A 17,008-nucleotide genomic window follows, 5' to 3' on the forward strand; every position below is an offset into this window, starting at 1 on the left:
GAATGGGGAGAGCAGCCGGTCTGGAATGATCGCGCACCGATTCGAGATCCCAGCGGTGGCGCTTATCGACGCCACACCTGCACATTTCTCACGGTCACAACACACGGGGCGCATCATGACGGACGGTTTGTTCACCGAGACGTGGGCCATTGCCCTTGGCGATGCGCTGCATCGCAGCGATAGCTATCGTTCGGCCGCGAAAGCATGGGAAGGGTCAGTGATCCTCGACTGGAGTGACGCCCCAATCACGCACGTGACCAGCGATGCGAAGGCGTGTGGCGTGTTTCTCGACTTGCACCGAGGTGACTGTCGTGCGGCACGACTGGCGACGGCATCGGACTACGCCGCAGCGCAGTATGTCCTGTCCACTGACATCACCGTGTGGACCGCGTTGCTCGAGGCGAAACTCACGCCGACGATGGCGTTGTTGCGCGGAAAACTGACACTCAAGCAGGGATCGATCGGCACGTTGATGCCCCATGTGAACGCCGCGTCGGCGCTGGTGCGCGTGGCGCAGACGGTGAAGCGTACACCGGCGACGCGTGCCCCCGCGTTCGCGCACAAGATCGGGCCTGCGTCCGCCGCGCCGTCGGCGACCACGCCATCGGAAACCGCCCGGCCATTTTCACGCCCATTGCAGAGCACCAGCGCGATGGGATTGCGCTACGATCTTTTGCCCATGCGACTGTGGGAGAAGGCCAAACGGCTCGGGACGTGGAATCCGTCGGATATCGATTTCACACGAGACCGTGCGGATTGGCTCGCGCTGGCGCCTGATGAGCAGGATATGCTGCTCCGACTGACGTCGCTGTTTCAGGCGGGGGAAGAGTGCGTGACGCTCGATATCTTGCCGCTGCTCGATGTGATTTCGCAGGAGGGGCGCCTTGAGGAGCAGCTCTATCTCACGAGTTTTTTGTGGGAAGAGGCCAAACATGTCGAAGCGTTTCGCAGATTCTTTGATCAAGTCGCGGACGAGCACTCCGACCTGTCGCGCTTTCACTCGCCGAGCTATCACACGATTTTTGCTGTGGAGTTGCCCGATGCGATGGGGCGATTGCGAACCGACGCCTCACCGATCGCCCAGGCGCGCGCATCGGCGACGTACAACATGATCGTGGAAGGCGTGCTGGCGGAAACCGGATACCACACCTACCATCGCGTGCTCACCGCGCGCGGATTGATGCCGGGAATGCAACGCGTGGCGGCCTTGCTCAAGGCGGATGAATCCCGTCATCTCGCGTACGGCATCTTTTTGTTATCGCGGTTGGTGGCGGAGCACGGCGACAGCGTCTGGGATGCGATCACGACGAGAATGGAGGAGCTGCTGCCGTCGGCGATTGCCATTATCACCGAAGCCTTTTCGGCCTACCCGCCAGACCGCATTCCCTTTGGCTTGGCACCCGAGACGTTCGTGACGTTTGCGACCGGGCAGTTCCAGCGTCGGATGGAGCGCATCGAGCGGGCGCGCCATCAATCCATCGCGCAGATCAACGCGCTGGAGGCGCTGGAGAGCGCCCTATAAAACGTCAACAGCCCCCGCGAGCGGGAGCCGTTGACCGTGTGCGCTGTATTTTTCACTCTGCACCAACCAGAGCCACAGATCGGGATTGAACCGATGACCGCCCGATTACGAATCGGGTGCTCTACCACTGAGCTACTGTGGCGTTCGATCTCACGGTGAGGTGCCGTGTCCTGCGAACTACGGTAAACAGTGCCCTCGCGCGGACTCGAACCGCGACGCCGTTAAGCACTACCACCTCAAAGTAGCGTGTCTACCAATTCCACCACGAGGGCGTACAACAGCTGCAGCAAAACATCATGTGTTCGCGGAAACCCCAACCACACCAACATCCCAAATATCCGCGGAACAACGGGAGCGACGGGGCTCGAACCCGCGACCTCTCGAGTGACAGTCGAGTGCTCTAACCAAACTGAGCTACGCCCCCAACAACATCCTGCACCTGCATCAGCCAGCTCCAGAGGGAGCTGATAGCTCCAACGGGAATCGAACCCGTCTCTCAACCTTGAAAGGGTCGTGTCCTAACCGATAGACGATGGAGCCAGAGTCTACGTCCTGCACCTCCCAAACATCCTGCACCAGCACCTTCAGTAGCGGTAACGGGATTCGAACCCGTGTTCCAGCCTTGAGAGGGCTGTGTCCTAGTCCCCTAGACGATACCGCCGTAGTCTCGCGCCGAGGCGCGAGGCCCGGCGGTACTTCGATTTCCTGTCGGGATCGTGTTCGCGATCACTCCCTGCTCCGTTCGCCTTGCGGCGCCCGCCCTCCTCCCTACGCCCTCCTCCCTACGCCCTACTCCAAAATGACAGGCCCCGGGGGAATCGGACCCCCAACCGCCGGTTTTGGAGACCGGTGCTCTACCAATTGAGCTACGGACCTCCTGAAGCGCCGCGACCCACCGGCGCTTGCAGTGCGACCAGGGTGACCGACGGGAATTGAACCCGCAACCCCCGGAATCACAATCCGGTGCTCTAACCAATTGAGCTACGGCCACCATCGACGAACGCGTGTGTTTCTACCTACCACGTTCGTAGCCAACAGCCACTCAGTCATCACCAACGATGACAACCGACGGGAGACGCAAACGGTAACCAGACGAATGACCGATTGCAAGCGGGACAGCCATACTTCGCCCCGACTTTTTTCCCCGGTCGAACGATCACTCCTTCGCGCGCTCGAGATACTCGCCCGTGGTCGGGTTCACGCGGACACGTGTGCCCTCTTCCACGAACTCCGGCACGTTCACCGTGACGCCGTTCGACAACTTCGCTGGCTTGGACGATGCCGTCTTCGTGGCACCACGCACCACCGGCGCCGTCTCGACGATCTCGAAAATCAGCGAATTCGGCAGCTCAATGCCGATCGGACGACCGTTGTAGTACTCGGCCAGAATCTTCATGCCCGGCTGCATCCACGGCGCCGAGTCACCGAGCGCCTCTTCATCCATCTCGATCTGATCGTAGTTCGAGATGTTCATGAAGTGAAACACGTCGCCGCCCTGATACATGAACTCCAGTTCTTGCGTTTCCATGTCCGCCTTCACGATCGTGTCCGCCGCGCGGAAGCGATGCTCGAAGTTCGAACCCGTACGCAGGTTCTTCAGCTTCGCCTGCACCATGGCACGCAGGTTCCCTGGCGTATGATGACGAAACTCGACGACGCGGCACGGATCGTTCTCGAACACGAGAACCATACCACGTCGGATCTGGGTCGCAGAAAAGGCCATGCGAACGACACCTTCGAACAGGGGACATCGGGGGCGAGCCCCCGAAGGTTACCATCTGGAATACCGCGCCCTTCCCGGCGACCGACCAAGACTCCCGCGAGAGGGTCTCGATCGATGCACCAATACCGCGCAGCCTCGAAAAATAACCGCATATGGCTGGGACTGGAAGAGGGTGCGGCGCCCGGCCTCTTATCCGCCCGGGGTACCGGCCGACGAATACTTTGCCAGCAGCGGAGCCAGCCCACGCCAGACCGTATCGGCCACCCGCTTCGATCCCTCTGGATTCGGGTGGATGCCGTCGGCCTGATTGAGCCGGGCATCTCCCGCGACCCCCTCGAGCAGAAACGGCAGCAGCGTCACGCCCGTTTCCTTGGCTGCTCGCACATACGCTTGGTGAAAGCGCGTGGTATAGCTCCCGCCAAGATTCGTGGGCGCCTCCATTTGCACCAGCGCCACCCCAGCCTCCGGCCGTTGGGTGCGGACTACCCGCACCAACGCCACGATGTTGGCGTACGTCGAGTCGGGGTCCACCCCGCGCAAGCCATCGTTTGCGCCCACCTCGAGTACCACCAGCGACGCCGGCTGATCGAGCACCCAACCCGCCCTGCGCAAGGCGCCGGCCGACGTCTCGCCGCTCAACCCCGCATTCACAATGCGCACCGAATACCCCGCCGAATCCGCCTTCTGCTGCAACAGCGCCGGGTAGGCCTTCTCCGGATCGAGCCCCAGCCCCGCCGTAAGGCTCGTCCCCAACAACACCACGCGCGACGAGCGCGAGCGTTCGGCCGTCTGGGCATCGGCACGCTCGGTGGAGGATTGCGCCGAAGCAGTTGCCGCCGCGACGCTCTTCCCGGTTCTTTCTCCCGATGCCGATTTGCCGCCGGCTGAATCCGAACGACCGGATTCAGCGTTGGTGCCACAGGCTACTCCCAATGCCGTCAGGGCCGCGAGTACCGCGCTCGCCGCCCAGTGACCGTCTTTCTTCTTCCGTTCCAATCGCATGCTCGTTGCCCGTGGGTTAACCAAGGAATACCAGAGTGGCACGCAGCGCCTCACGGTGTTGCGCGACGTGTCGTTCGACGTGCCGCAGGGCGCGTTTGTCTCGATTGTCGGGCCGTCCGGCAGTGGAAAGACCACGCTGCTCGGACTACTCGCCGGGCTTGATACCCCGTCACAGGGCACAGTGTCGCTCGATGGCGAAGAATTCGGAAGTCTCGACGAAGATCGCCGTGCCAAATTGCGCGGGGAGAAGGTCGGCTTCGTGTTCCAGAGCTTCCAGCTGATCCCCACGCTCACGGCCCTCGAAAACGTGCAAGTGCCACTCGAGCTCTCCGGCGCCGTCTCCGCGAAAGAAGCCACGATACGCGCCCGCGATCTGCTCACCCGTGTGGGGCTCGGCGATCGCACGCACCACTTCCCGCAGCAGCTCTCCGGCGGCGAACAGCAGCGGGTGGCGTTGGCGCGCGCCTTCGTGAACGAGCCCCGCATTCTCTTTGCCGACGAACCTACCGGGAATCTCGACGGCGCGACCGGCGAGCGCATCGTGGAACTGCTCCAAGCGCTCAATCGCGAGCGTGGATGCACGATCGTGCTCGTGACGCACGACGTCGCGCTGGCCGCCCGGACACAACGCACGATCCGGCTTCGCGACGGGGTCGTGGTAGAAGATGTCATGCACGAGCCGGCCACCGCGTCGTCGGCCGCCGCCCCGTTTATCTCATGACGACACAGGCCCTGCTCCGCCTCGCTTGGCGCGAGAGTCGCACGGCCCGACGCCGGCTGGCGCTGTACATGTCGTCGATCGCCTTCGGTGTCGCCGCGCTGGTGGCGATCGACTCGTTCGCCGGCAACGTGACGCGATCGATCCGTGAACAGTCGCGCACGCTGCTGGGCGGTGACATGGCGCTCCAGGCGCGTGCCACATTCCCCGCCGTCGTCGATACGCTGCTCGATTCCCTGCGCGCCAATAACATCGCCACCTCGCGGGTCACGACGTTTGCCAGTATGGCACTGGCCGAACCGTCGGGCGGCACGCGGCTCGTGCAGGTGCGCGCGGTCTCACCCGGCTATCCGTTTTACGGCCAGATCGAAACGGTACCCGCCAACGGTTGGTCACGCGTGCACACCGAGTCAGTCGTCTTCGTCGACCCGTCGCTGTTGGTTGCACTCGATGCCAGCGTCGGTGATTCACTGCGCCTCGGGCAGAAGATGTTCGTAATCGCCGGCACGCTCGGCAACGTACCCGGTGACGCTGGTATCACTGCCGTGATCGGCCCTCGCGTATACCTGTCGGATACATGGCTCGACGCCACGGCGCTCCTCAAATTCGGTAGTCGCGCCGAGTACGACGTGGTGCTCAAACTGCCGGTCGCGTTGACGGCGCCCGCAAGCGCAAAGCGTGTGGCGCGCGATCTGCGCCGTCGTATCGATCCGAAGGCCGCTGCGCTGCAGGAGGCGCAGGAAGCAGCTGGCGAAGCGCGCCGCGGCCCCGGCGGCGAGGATGACGCACCGGTGGCCGACACGACGGCCAAGATCGCAGCGGCGGCGCCCGACACGGCTTCGGGGCTGATCTCCGGTGTCGTGCGCACCCGCGTGCGGGTGCGCACCGTAGCCGACACGGAGCGCGATTTCACCGAATCGGTCGCCCGGCTCGCGGACTTCCTGAGCATCATCGGACTCATCGCGCTGCTGCTCGGAGGCATTGGTGTCGCCAGTGGGGTGAATGCGTTTGTGTCGGCGAAAATCGACACCGTGGCCGTCTTGCGCTGCCTAGGCGCCACCAGTCGACAGGTGTTGGCGCTGTATGTCGTCCAGTCGGCGGCCATGGGTCTCGTGGGGGCGGTCGCCGGCACGTTACTCGGCGTTGCCATCCAGTTCCTCCTACCAGGTGTGGTATCGGACTTCCTGCCGATTGATGTGGACCTCGCACTCGAGCCGAGGCCGCTGATCCTGGGCCTCGCCACCGGCGTGTGGGTCTCGCTGGTGTTCGCGATGCGACCGCTGCTCGCGCTGCGTCGCGTGTCGCCCCTGCAGGCGATTCGCCGCGAGATGGACCACGCGGCCCTGCCGCGCGAGTGGAAGGACCCGGCGCGTCTCACAGTAGACGCCCTGTTGGTGAGCAGCATTATCGGCATCGTCGTGTCGCGCATTGGCAGCGTGCGTCAGGGTCTCTACATCAGCGCGGCCATTGGCGGCGCGGTGCTGGTGCTGTGGATCGCAGCGACACTGCTTATCGCGGCCGCGCGCCGCAGCACGCGACCGTCATGGCCTTTCGAATTGCGCCAAGGCATCGCGAATCTGCATCGCCCCGCCAATCAGACACGCGCCGTCACGCTTGCCTTGGGATTCGGCGCGTTTCTGCTCAGCACCGTGTATCTGGTGCAAGCGAATTTACTGAGTCGCGTACAGGCCACCTCCGCCGGTTCGGCCGGCAATCTGCTCTTTTTCGACGTGCAGGATGACCAGACGGCACCACTCGATTCCTTGTTGCGGGCGCGACAGCATCCCATTGTGCAACAGACGCCGATCGTGACCATGCGCATCGACGCCCTGAACGGACGCAGTGTGTCGTCGCTGATGGCCGACACGAGTGCACGTCGGGCGAGCTGGGCGCTGCGGCGCGAGTACCGCAGCACGTATCGCGACTCGATCGTGGGCTCGGAAGCGTTGGCGGCTGGCCAATGGTTCGCTGACCCGGCGACGCGCGCGAAATTGCGCGCCACCAATCCCGACGCGCCGTTCGAAGTGTCGTTCGAACGGGACCTCGCGACGGATCTCGGAGTGGCGCTTGGCGATACGGTGACGTGGAATGTGCAGGGTGTGCCGGTGACGACGATCGTTACCAGCTTCCGCACCGTCAACTGGGCGCGCTTCGAAGCGAACTTCTTCGTCGTCTTCGCTCCCGAGGCCCTGCGTCGTGCACCGCAGCAGTATGTCGTGGTGGCGAATGTGCCGGCGGGGCCGGCGATCGCGGCGGTGCAGCGCGATATCGTCCGTCGCTTCCCGAACATCTCGAGCCTCGATCTCACGCTCGTGCGCCAGACCATCGGTGCGATCGTGGAACGTGTCACGCTCGCGATCCGGTTTCTGGGCTTGTTCTCACTAGCGATGGGTGTGCCCGTGCTCTTCAGCGCGGTCGCCGCCACACGACGGGCCCGACTACGCGAAGGCGTGCTGTTGCGTACCCTCGGCGCATCACGTGCTCAGGTGGCGCGGGTGCTGCTGGCGGAATACGGCGCGCTGGGGGCCCTGGGCGCCCTCACCGGCATGGTGCTCGCATTCGCCGGCGCGTGGGGCCTCACGAAATTCGTATTCAAGGATCCGTTCGAACCGGCCATTGGCCCGACGTTCGTGATCGCCGCTGGGATGCTGCTACTCACGATGGCGATCGGTCTGTTGACCAGTCGCGATGTGTACAAGGAAACGCCGATGGCTGCGATCCGCGAAGCCTAAGCGCGCTTACCGCCGACCGATAATGCCGTACGAGTCGGCGGTTGTGCTACCCTCTCTGAACGCCACCCACACACGCGCGCCAACCATGCCGCGCAGGGCGCTCGGCACCGACGGCAGTCGCTTGCGACCCGATCCGTCGGTCAACCGCAGAACGCCGTCTTCGTCGAGCGTTCCGTCCCACGCCGGGACGCCGCCTGACGCGCGCACGAGATAGTCCGAAACGACGATGTCGCGCGGCGTGATCTTCACACCGCGCACCGTGACCTCGGTTCCGGCCAAGCGACCAAGCCCTGACGTCGCCATCCCACTCAGTGACACGTCATTGCCATCGACCCGTAGCACGACCTGACGCGCGGGCTCCGAACCAATGATCGTGACCACGCCGCGCACGGAATCGCCACGAGTGCGCCCGGCCAGATCGCTTCCACCGGCGAGACGCTGGGCAATCGCCCGTGCCATAGAATCACCACGGGCCTGCGCGCGGAGGCTCATGGCCTGTCCGGCGGCCGTGCCCAATCCAGTGCTGCTGCGCGCGGTACCGCTCACGTTGGCGATCGTCCCGTCGTTGGTGCCGCTGGCCGCCACTTCCGTGGCGTTGTTCATTGCGGTGAGCGAATCGATGAGAGCGGTGGGACCACGGTCAGCTTGGGCGAGGAGCGAATCGCCGCGATAGCCGAGCGTATCAAGCCCTGGTATGTCACCGGAAACCGTGACAGTTTTTTCACGATTGCATGCCACGACGGTGCACAGCAGCAGCAGCGGCCACGCGACTCGGCCAGCCGACCTCGGCGACCAGGGAGGCAAGTCATTACGAGCGAATCGATTCGGCGACGTCTTCATATCCGTGAAGCTACGCGCCACGCGAGCCGCGTCAACGCGGGATCACGAGGTCGGTTGTGGATCACGATCCGTTCGCGCCGCGCCTGCCGCCGAGCAGCCTGTTCATGCCATATTGTGGCGTTGGCCGTGGGGCCGCGATCGCGGACGAAGCGGCGCACTGCCGCGATTCACGGTATTTCACCGTGAGCCGCTGACGTCCATGTCGCTCCGTGCACGAACGTTACGCCGCTGGCACAATCGTGCATACCACGGTGACGTGGGTTCCGACGGCGCGTCAAACTCACGCGATGCATGAACTTCTGATGGGACACGGATCCGTGCGCTCTGGGCGCGACGGCTGGATGGATGACAACACGCGAGGCCTCGCCCTTGCCGCCGCGGCGGACTGGGACGAGGCCGCCGAGGCATTTGCTGCCTCGGCCGACGTGTTGGCACGACGTGCGCCCGATGTGAGCTCGCATGATGCGCTCGCCCTGATCCTTGGCAACCTGGCCCAGGCATGCTTCCGCGCGGGCCGAACTGATGACGCACTCTTGCATGCACAGCGCGCGTGCGCGCTTCGCGTAGCGCTGGCGGGCGAAGACGCCATGCCGGTTGCCCGCGAGCGCATGGACCTCGCGGTCATGCTGGGCGCCTCCGGTCGGCTCGATGAGGCGCAGGCGCTGATCCAGCGCGCGATCTCCGCGGTCGAACGTCATGTGGGTGATGAAGATGCGCGTCTTGTCGTGATGTTGGAGAACGCGGCCCGACTGGCGCTGGCCGCCGGTGCCCCGGCCAACGCCGAGCCGCTCCTGTTGCGCCTGCATGCGCTCCTCGACGCACATGGCATGTCCACGGATCGTGCCGATCGGCTGTTGGCGATGGTGGCCGCGGTGCGCGCTCGCGCCGATGCGAAACGCGCTGAAGCGACGCACGCGGCCAACCGTATGGACGCGATGCGCGCTGAAGCGATGCGCGCCGAGGCCGTCCGCGCCGAAGCCATCGACGTGGAGACTGTCGCCACCGAGGCCGATGTGGCCGTCTACGCGCACGCCTCGATCGACGAACAAGATGCGCATACGGAGTGGGATGATCAGCCACTTCGTGATGCGGTGGCAATCACGGACATCCTGCTGCGCACCACGCCCTCGGGCGTGATAGCGATTCAAGACCCCGTGAATCACGACGCCGAGATCCTTGCGGCATTCGAAACGGTGGTCGATACGCCGGTCGAACCCATGATCGATCTGGTAGCGGACCTGCCCACGCCGACGGTCGAGATCGCGCTCGATTTGGCCGACGATTTCAGTGTTCCGCCGATGGCCGACGACGCTCCGTCGATGACGCTCGACTTTGCCATCGAACACGGTCTCGGCGGGCCCGACGGGCCGGCGTCGGGGCTAGATGCCAGCACCGACTTGATGGGCCTCGAGCTCGACGACGCACTCGCCGACTCGTTGGTCGATGTGCCGACGCACCGACCGTCGCTCGAACTCGACGCGGCGGCGCCTTCTCGCATGGAGGTCGCAGCACCGGCCGTGAGCGAGACGTTGTCGGCGCTGAATGCTCCGCTGCGCCAACCCGTTCGGCATGTCGAGCCCGCGATGGCACACGGCTTCGGACCGCCACCGGCCGCGATGGTGACTCCTAATGCCCACCAAGAGCCGGGTCATCCGACGCCCATGCCGCCGACCGCCCGCGACCTCACACGCGCGCAGGACGCGCAGGATGCAGCAGACGCCGCCTCACGGTCGGGGCGTAGAGGTCGCACCCCGATGTCCGATCGCCGCCCCAAAGCCGAGGGCAGCCGCCGCGGCGGGATGATCGGTGCCGGCGTCGGTGCCGCGCTCGCCATTGGCGGCGCCGTCTGGTTTTTCTTGCTCCGTTGATCGACTGCTCCGCCGATCGACGGCGACACATATTTCCGTGCTGATGCGGAATTACTCGATGTCTCGGTTCAAAGGACGTGCGGTATGATGTCGTCTGACCACCAGTCGGTCGCGGCGCGGATGAACGGCTCTGTCTTGCTGGTGGGCCCGGGTTGGCTCGGCGAGAGAGTGGCGACGAGGCTCGTCGCGCTGGGCGCCACCGTTGCCACGTTGCAGCGCCGCGCGCAAAGCGCGGATACTTCTGAGGTCGTGGCGCTCACGGGTGACATCACCAGTGCGGCGCTCGGACTGGAATCGCTGGCGGCCTTGCAGCACATCGTGACGAATGCGCTCCCGGCACCGATCGATCATTTGGTGGTGTGTATCGCGCCGTCGCGCGCTCGCGGCGAAGACTACGACATCTATCCGCAAGCCGCCGCCGGGGCCACGGATCTGGCGCGCGCGCTGGGAATTCGCTCGGTGCTGTATGTCTCGAGCACCGGCGTGTACGATCGGCACGATGGCAGCGAAGTCACCGAGCAGAGCCCGATCGTACCGCTCGACGCGCGAGTGCAGGCGTTGTACGACGCCGAACAGCGCATCGCGACCGTCGCCGAGGATCCGGAGGCCGTAGTGCGCATTGTCCGCGCGGCCGGACTGTATGGACCGCAGCGTGATCCGGCGGCACGTCTAGCCGCCCCGACTTTCGCCTCCGGCGATGTGTGGTGCAACTTCTCGTGGCGCGATGACGTGGTCTCGGCGATTACGCATCTGCTCACACACCATCGCGCCCCGGGCGCCCGCGTATTCAACTGCGCTGATGGAACACCGTTGCGGTCGTCAGTGATCGCGTCCACCCTCACTGGCCGCGCGATGGACGTACCGACCGCGGCCACCATGCTCGAGTGCACCGCACCGGTGCGCGGTGGCCGCAGCAATCAGCGCGTCAACGTGGACGCCTTGCTGGCCACGGGATGGCGTCCGATGGCGCCCACGATCTATGATGGACTGCGCCTGCTCGGCCACCAGGTCCCGTTCGACGCGCCCGCGCCGGTCGCGCCGTGAGTGCACTGCCATACGGGCCACAAACCGCCGCGGTGCGCGGTTTTCTCGTACGCTTGGCTGGCCTGGGCGCGGCCGATCGCGCCGCTGTCGTTGCGCGCTACGAGGCCGTGGCCGCTACGCGGGCCTATGAGGGTGCGGATACTCGTCTGGGTGACGTCATCACCCGCAGCGGCCGCGAGGAGGCTCGCGATGCCCTCAGCGGCCCGTTGCTGCAGTTGGTAAAACGGACGACATCGCCGACGGCAACCGAGATCGAACTCGAGCCCATCGCCGAGCCGGCGCTGGCGGCGCTACTGGCACTGATGGTGCGAGATCTCCTTGATGACGCGACTCTTCGGCTGCTGACCGATGCCTTCAGCGATACGATCCCGCTAGGCTGAGCCGCCCGCGGGCGACGCCTCACGAGACGGTGTCTGCCCGTGGCTCAGCCGCCAGCGTAAAGCGCGGAATGCTCGCTTCGAACGACGACCCGTCGTCGCGCACAAACCGATACGAGCCCTCCATCCATCCCTGCGGTGCCTTGAGCACGCAGAACGACCGGTATTCATGTACCTGTCCAGGGAGCAGATGTGGCTGTTCGCCGACCACGCCCTCGCCTTCCACCACCGTATCTCCCACCGATTCGTCGTGGATCAACCAGCGGCGCGTGCGGAGCTGCGACGCCTGTTCGCCCACGTTCTCGATGCGGATGTGGTAGGCAAACACGAATTGGCCGAGCACCGGATTCGAGCGATCGCGCAGATATGAAGGGCGCACGGTGATGCGAATGCCCGACGTCATGCGGTAGTAGAACGGAACAGGTTCAGGGCGCATCGGAACGGCCTCGAGCAGGTATCGACAAAGTACCGGCGGCGCCGGTGCGCGACGGGAACGTGACGGTGACGGGTGAGCTTTCGGTGCCCACGCGGTTGAGCGACACGACCGACAACGATGTCGGGGACGTGCCCTTCGGGATCGCCCACGACGTCGTGGATCCAGACACCACCATCGTAATCCATGCCGTGTCGGTGCGCAGGCGGATGGCATACTGCCACGGCACTGCTGTGCCGGTGGTCCGCAACAGCAACCGGGTGCCAGTGGCGGTCTCGGCCAAGCGCGCGGTTGGCAGCGGCGGTGCGGCCGCCTTGAGCCACGGCGTGGCCGGTACGAGCGCCGGTGTTGCATACGGACCCACCAGCAACGTGTCGTTCATACCGGCCTGATTGGTCAGAAACGACTTCATACTGAAGTGTACGTTGCCGGTCGCCCCGTGCTGCAATCGCGTCACGCGAATCTGCTCGACGAGCTCACCCACCGAGAACGCCCCCGACCCAACGCCGCCGGCGCGCGACGTGAAGTTGCCGGGCCACATGTGACGCCCCATCACGTTTTCGCCAACCCACCAGTCGAGGAGCGCAGGATACGCTTGCTCACGCTTGGTGGTTGGCCAGTAGAGCTGCGGTGTGAAATAGTCCACCCATCCCTCGCGGAGCCACTTCCGCGCGTCGGCGTACAGCTTCTCGTAGGCATCGAAGCCGCGCACCTGCGTGGGATAGCCCGGACGCCAGATGCCGAACGGGCTGACGCCGAAGCGCACCCACGGCTTGGCTGTGTGCACGCCCACGTCGAGCGCCTGGACCAGCAGATCGACATTGCGACGACGCCAGTCGGCGCGCGCCAGCTTGCCCCCTTCGCGCACGTAGCGCTTCCAGCTGCGGTCATCGGGAAACGCGATGGCGCGGCCGCGGCGATCATTCTCCGGATACGGGTAGAAGTAGTCGTCGATATGCACACCGTCCACGTCGTAGCGCTTCACCACATCAAGCACCACGCGTAAGGTGCGGGCGCGAACCGCCGGTTCACCAGGATCCATCCACAGGTAACCCGCGTACGGCTTTACCAGCGACGGATTGGTGCGCGCGATATGGGTGGACGACAACGGCGACTTGGCGTCGGTGTGCCGTGCGCGATACGGATTGAACCAGGCATGCAGCTCGAGATGACGCGCGTGCGCTTCCTTGATCGCAAACGCTAGCGGATCCCAGAAGGGTACGGGGGCGCGACCCTGCACTCCGGTGAGATACTCCGACCACGGTTCGATCTTGGACGCGTACAATGCGTCGGCGGCCGGACGAATCTGCAACAGCACGGCGTTCAACTTGAGCGCTGCCGCCCGGTCAAGCAGTGCAATCAGCTCTGCCTGCTGTTCGGCAGTGGAGAGCGTCCGCTTCGATGGCCAGTCGATGTTGGCCACCGACGCTACCCAGACGCCGCGGAACTCGCGTGCCAACGGCGGTGCGTCCGCGCTCACGACGGGACGCGCTTGTAGCGGCGCTACCGGAGCGGCACGGCCCGGCGTGGTCACCGGCGTGGTCACCGGCCTGGTCACCGGCGTCGGACGCGCTGACGACGCCGGCACCGGCTCGGCGGGCGGAGGCAGCGGTGCCGTGGGCCGACATGCGATCGCGGCCGATAGCACCAGCGTCGCGCCGACAGAGACCCGATTACCGCGACGCATTACGCCAGCTCCGTGAGCATCGCGTCGAGCACCGCGCCGGCACGCGTCGCCGCTTCGGCCAGACGCGCTTCGGACTGGATAAACGAAATGCGGAAGAACCCTTCCCCACCAGCACCGAAACCAGAACCGGGAAGCACGATCACGCCCGACTCCTCGCGCAGTCGATCGGCGAACGTGGCGCTGTCGATACCGTCGGGCAGCGGCATCCAGAGGTACATCGTGGCGCTCGGCACATCGGCCGCGAACCCATTGGCGCGGAATGCCGCGACAGCGGCATCACGACGGGCCTGAAAGACCGCGACGTTCTGCGGCACGAACTCCGCCCAGCTCTCGATCGCCGCCACGCCAGCCGCCTGAATACCCATGTACTGCCCCGTATCGGTAAACGCTTTGACTTTGGCAAGCGCCGTCGCAATCTCCGGCTTCGCCACCGCCCAGCCGCATCGCCAGCCGGTCATGTTGTACGTCTTCGACAGCGAGTGGAATTCGATTGCCACATCTCGCGCGCCGTCGATCTCGAAAATGCTGGGCGGCACGTACCCGTCGAAGCCCATTTCCGAGTATGCGTTGTCGTACACCAGCAGGATATCGCGTTCCCTACACACTTCCACCACCCGTTCGAGGTAGTCGCGGGGGGCGATCGCCGCGGTCGGATTGTTGGGATAATTCAGGTACAGAATGCGCGCGCGCGACAGCACGTTCTCCGGGATCTCGTCGACGTCCACCAGGAAGTTCGTGCGTGGCCGTAGCGCGTACACATAGGGAGTGGCATCGCTGAGCAACGTGCCACCCAGATATGCTTGATACGCCGGATCCGGGATGATGGCCACATCGCCCGGGCCCGCGAAAGCAAAGGCGATATGCGCCAATCCCTCTTTGCTGCCGAGGAGCGGCACGATCTCGGTCATCGGATCGACGCGCTGTCCGAACCGGGTGTACATCCACGCCGCCACTGCCTCGCGGTAGCGCACGAGCCCCAGACCGAATCCGTACCGCTGCATCGCGGGCACCTCAGCCGCCCGCTGCAAGGCGGACACTGCGGCCGCGGGGGGCGCGAGATCCGCGTCGCCCGCACCGAGATCGATGACATCGACCCCGGCTTCGAGCAGCGCCTTCTTCCGCGCCGGAATGTGTGCGAGCGGATAGGCAGGAAAAGATGAAAAGCGTGTGGACAGGCGCGGCATGACAGTGAGGCGGAAGGTCGGAACGGAATTACGACGTGGGCGGACTGTACTGCGCGTGCTGCGCGTCAATCCAACTCTTGTGATACGCCGGATCCTCGATGGCCATCGCGAGTTTGGCGATCTTGAGTGGCTTGAAGCTATCCATCATCACGGCGAGTTCATTGGTATACTTGGCGCCGATCGACGCCTCCGTACGGCCCGGATGCGGGCCGTGGGCCAATCCATCCGGGTGATGCGTGATCGAGCCGTACTCGATGCCTTTCCGGCTCATGAACTCACTCGACGCGTAGAACAGCACTTCGTCAGAATCGACGTTGCTGTGGTTGTACGGCGCCGGAATGGCTTCAGGATCGAAATCGTACGGTCGTGGACAGAATGAGCAGATGACGAACCCGTCTCCCTGGAACGTCTGGTGCACCGGGGGCGGCTGGTGAATGCGTCCAACGATCGGCTCGAAATCGTGAATGCTGAAAATCCACGGATAGTAATAACCGTCCCATCCCACGACATCGAACGGATGGTGATCGAGCACGAGTTCGTTCAGCGCGTCGTACTGCTTCACGAGAATCGAGAAATCACCCAGCTCGTCGTGCGCCGCGAGCTGCAGGGGTCGGCGGATATCGCGCTCAGAGAACGGCGCGCCCTCCAGCATCTGTCCGAAGTCATTGCGGTAGCGTGAGGGCACGCGGATATGTCCACGACTCTCCATGACCAACAACTTCGTGGTGCCCGCGGCGAGATCATGACGCCAACGATGCGTGATGTTTCGATGAATAACCACGTAGTCGCCGGACTTGTATGGCAGTTCACCAAAGACCGATTCCAGCACGCCAGAGCCCTCGACGACGTACACCACTTCATCCGCCTGCGAGTTGCGGAAGAAATGCGTATCGTTCGTGTCGGGCTCGACGTAGAGCATCACGATGTCACTGTTGAACAACATCGGAAGGCGATCGAGCGTGGCCGACCCGCCGGTCTTTGTGCGCGACGTGAGGAAGTGTCGATGACGCAGCGACGTGTCCAGATCGGCCTCGAGAACGAAGTCGCGCACTTTGCGCGCCGACTTGTACGTGGTAGGCGGATGCGTGTGATAGAGCAGCGACGAGGTTCCGACGAACCCCTCGTGCCCCATCAACTCCTCGGCGTACAGTCCGCCGTCGGGACGCCGAAAGACGATGTGTCGCTTGCGCGGCACGGAGCCCAGCTGGTGGTAGAACGGCATGAAGGACGGCCTCTGGTGCGGGCGGCCGACGCGACACCGGATGGCAGTCGTGCGCCGACGAATGAATGCCTTCAATCTGGCCGAATAGGCGAAGCGGCGGGAGGGTTATCCCCCCGCCGCCGGCACATTGCACATATCTCGGATTTACCAGCGCCAGCCAAACTCGGAGCGACTCAGCGGCGGCGCACAGTCCGCCGACGCAAAAACAGCAACGACGACAACCCGACTGCCAGCAGCGCGACCGTACTCGGCTCGGGCACGGTGGTCACGAGAGGCGCCGCAAGGTCGACCGACGCCGCGCGCGCCGAGATCGCATTTTCGGGACCGATCGTCTGTCGCGGCGGCATCAACCGTGAGGCCTCTGCCGCTGCCGCCGGAATACCCGCTTGGTCGGCGTACTCGGCACTCCACGACGCCGCCATCGCTGCCGCAACAGAGCTGCTCCCCGGTGCAACCCAAGGCGGTGCTTGGCCCGCGCCGTCTCGTGCAGGAGGCACCAGTGGCACAATCGCAGACACGTCGGCCGCAGGGGTCGCCTCATCCTGATCGGCCTTCGGAACGCGCCGGCCTTTTAACGGGGCGAGCGGGACGCCATCCGTGCCCACCCGTCGCGACCAGCCATAGTCACTGAGGTCGGTTTGCTCAGTGGCCATTCC

At 64.6% G+C, this 17,008-nt stretch carries 14 protein-coding genes and 7 tRNA genes; 6 read left to right on the forward strand and 15 right to left on the reverse strand.

What is annotated here, in order from left to right; translation table 11 throughout:
- The first annotated feature begins 115 nt into the window (after window positions 1-115).
- Window positions 116-1,522: a R2-like ligand-binding oxidase gene (locus ACLL97_RS09470; RefSeq protein ID WP_411280228.1), complete on the forward strand. Its 1,407-nt coding sequence runs from the start codon at window positions 116-118 to the stop codon at window positions 1,520-1,522.
- 70 nt (window positions 1,523-1,592) lie between these two features.
- On the opposite strand, the gene ACLL97_RS09475 is transcribed toward ACLL97_RS09470, so the two are convergent.
- The 9 genes from ACLL97_RS09475 to ACLL97_RS09515 form a co-directional block, all read right to left on the reverse strand.
- A tRNA-Thr gene (locus tag ACLL97_RS09475) sits at window positions 1,593-1,664 on the reverse strand.
- A gap of 48 nt (window positions 1,665-1,712) precedes the next feature.
- Window positions 1,713-1,794, reverse strand: a tRNA-Leu gene (locus ACLL97_RS09480).
- A gap of 77 nt (window positions 1,795-1,871) precedes the next feature.
- Window positions 1,872-1,946: transfer RNA gene (locus tag ACLL97_RS09485), tRNA-Asp, on the reverse strand.
- A 44-nt stretch (window positions 1,947-1,990) separates the two neighbouring features.
- A tRNA-Glu gene (locus tag ACLL97_RS09490) sits at window positions 1,991-2,062 on the reverse strand.
- A gap of 48 nt (window positions 2,063-2,110) precedes the next feature.
- Window positions 2,111-2,183: transfer RNA gene (locus ACLL97_RS09495), tRNA-Glu, on the reverse strand.
- Window positions 2,184-2,325: 142 nt separating this feature from the next.
- Window positions 2,326-2,398 (reverse strand) — tRNA-Trp (locus tag ACLL97_RS09500).
- Window positions 2,399-2,439: 41 nt separating this feature from the next.
- A tRNA-His gene (locus ACLL97_RS09505) sits at window positions 2,440-2,513 on the reverse strand.
- 165 nt (window positions 2,514-2,678) lie between these two features.
- Window positions 2,679-3,245 (reverse strand): elongation factor P, encoded by a 567-nt coding sequence (gene efp / locus ACLL97_RS09510; RefSeq protein ID WP_411280229.1) that lies wholly within the window; start codon window positions 3,243-3,245, stop codon window positions 2,679-2,681.
- A gap of 189 nt (window positions 3,246-3,434) precedes the next feature.
- The gene (locus ACLL97_RS09515; RefSeq protein ID WP_411280230.1) at window positions 3,435-4,247 is read right to left on the reverse strand and encodes an arylesterase; all 813 of its coding nucleotides are present in this window, start codon (window positions 4,245-4,247) and stop codon (window positions 3,435-3,437) included.
- Between ACLL97_RS09515 and ACLL97_RS09520 the strand changes: the two genes are divergently transcribed.
- A complete protein-coding gene (locus ACLL97_RS09520; protein ID WP_411280231.1) occupies window positions 4,246-4,968 on the forward strand; it encodes an ABC transporter ATP-binding protein in 723 nt (240 codons plus the stop codon). The genes ACLL97_RS09515 and ACLL97_RS09520 overlap by 2 nt on opposite strands.
- A complete protein-coding gene (locus tag ACLL97_RS09525; protein WP_411280232.1) occupies window positions 4,965-7,697 on the forward strand; it encodes an ABC transporter permease in 2,733 nt (910 codons plus the stop codon). Before ACLL97_RS09520 ends, ACLL97_RS09525 begins: the two co-directional genes overlap by 4 nt.
- Window positions 7,698-7,703: 6 nt before the next feature.
- On the opposite strand, the gene ACLL97_RS09530 is transcribed toward ACLL97_RS09525, so the two are convergent.
- The gene (locus ACLL97_RS09530; protein WP_411280233.1) at window positions 7,704-8,537 is read right to left on the reverse strand and encodes a hypothetical protein; all 834 of its coding nucleotides are present in this window, start codon (window positions 8,535-8,537) and stop codon (window positions 7,704-7,706) included.
- A gap of 287 nt (window positions 8,538-8,824) precedes the next feature.
- Here ACLL97_RS09530 and ACLL97_RS09535 point away from each other — a divergent pair, with 287 nt between their 5' ends.
- The 3 genes from ACLL97_RS09535 (at window position 8,825) to ACLL97_RS09545 (ending at window position 11,829) form a co-directional block, all read left to right on the forward strand.
- A complete protein-coding gene (locus tag ACLL97_RS09535) occupies window positions 8,825-10,405 on the forward strand; it encodes a tetratricopeptide repeat protein (RefSeq protein ID WP_411280234.1) in 1,581 nt (526 codons plus the stop codon).
- 84 nt (window positions 10,406-10,489) lie between these two features.
- Window positions 10,490-11,449 (forward strand): NAD-dependent epimerase/dehydratase family protein, encoded by a 960-nt coding sequence (locus tag ACLL97_RS09540; protein ID WP_411280235.1) that lies wholly within the window; start codon window positions 10,490-10,492, stop codon window positions 11,447-11,449.
- Window positions 11,446-11,829: a hypothetical protein gene (locus ACLL97_RS09545; protein ID WP_411280236.1), complete on the forward strand. Its 384-nt coding sequence runs from the start codon at window positions 11,446-11,448 to the stop codon at window positions 11,827-11,829. Before ACLL97_RS09540 ends, ACLL97_RS09545 begins: the two co-directional genes overlap by 4 nt.
- Before the next feature lie 19 nt (window positions 11,830-11,848).
- On the opposite strand, the gene apaG is transcribed toward ACLL97_RS09545, so the two are convergent.
- From apaG to ACLL97_RS09570, 5 genes are all read right to left on the reverse strand, one after another.
- Window positions 11,849-12,262: a Co2+/Mg2+ efflux protein ApaG gene (gene apaG / locus ACLL97_RS09550; protein WP_411280237.1), complete on the reverse strand. Its 414-nt coding sequence runs from the start codon at window positions 12,260-12,262 to the stop codon at window positions 11,849-11,851.
- Window positions 12,252-13,946 (reverse strand): glycoside hydrolase family 10 protein, encoded by a 1,695-nt coding sequence (locus ACLL97_RS09555; protein ID WP_411280238.1) that lies wholly within the window; start codon window positions 13,944-13,946, stop codon window positions 12,252-12,254. The genes apaG and ACLL97_RS09555 overlap by 11 nt, the downstream gene beginning before the upstream one ends.
- Window positions 13,946-15,130: an aminotransferase class I/II-fold pyridoxal phosphate-dependent enzyme gene (locus ACLL97_RS09560; RefSeq protein WP_411280239.1), complete on the reverse strand. Its 1,185-nt coding sequence runs from the start codon at window positions 15,128-15,130 to the stop codon at window positions 13,946-13,948. Before ACLL97_RS09560 ends, ACLL97_RS09555 begins: the two co-directional genes overlap by 1 nt.
- Before the next feature lie 28 nt (window positions 15,131-15,158).
- Window positions 15,159-16,352 (reverse strand): homogentisate 1,2-dioxygenase, encoded by a 1,194-nt coding sequence (locus ACLL97_RS09565; protein WP_411280240.1) that lies wholly within the window; start codon window positions 16,350-16,352, stop codon window positions 15,159-15,161.
- Between the two features lie 173 nt (window positions 16,353-16,525).
- Window positions 16,526-17,005 carry a PEP-CTERM sorting domain-containing protein gene (locus ACLL97_RS09570; RefSeq protein WP_411280241.1) on the reverse strand — a complete coding sequence of 160 codons (480 nt, stop codon included), beginning with the start codon at window positions 17,003-17,005 and terminating at the stop codon, window positions 16,526-16,528.
- Window positions 17,006-17,008 lie beyond the last annotated feature (3 nt).

The organism is Gemmatimonas sp., from assembly GCF_046594945.1.
Taxonomy (GTDB): Bacteria; Gemmatimonadota; Gemmatimonadetes; order Gemmatimonadales; family Gemmatimonadaceae; genus Gemmatimonas.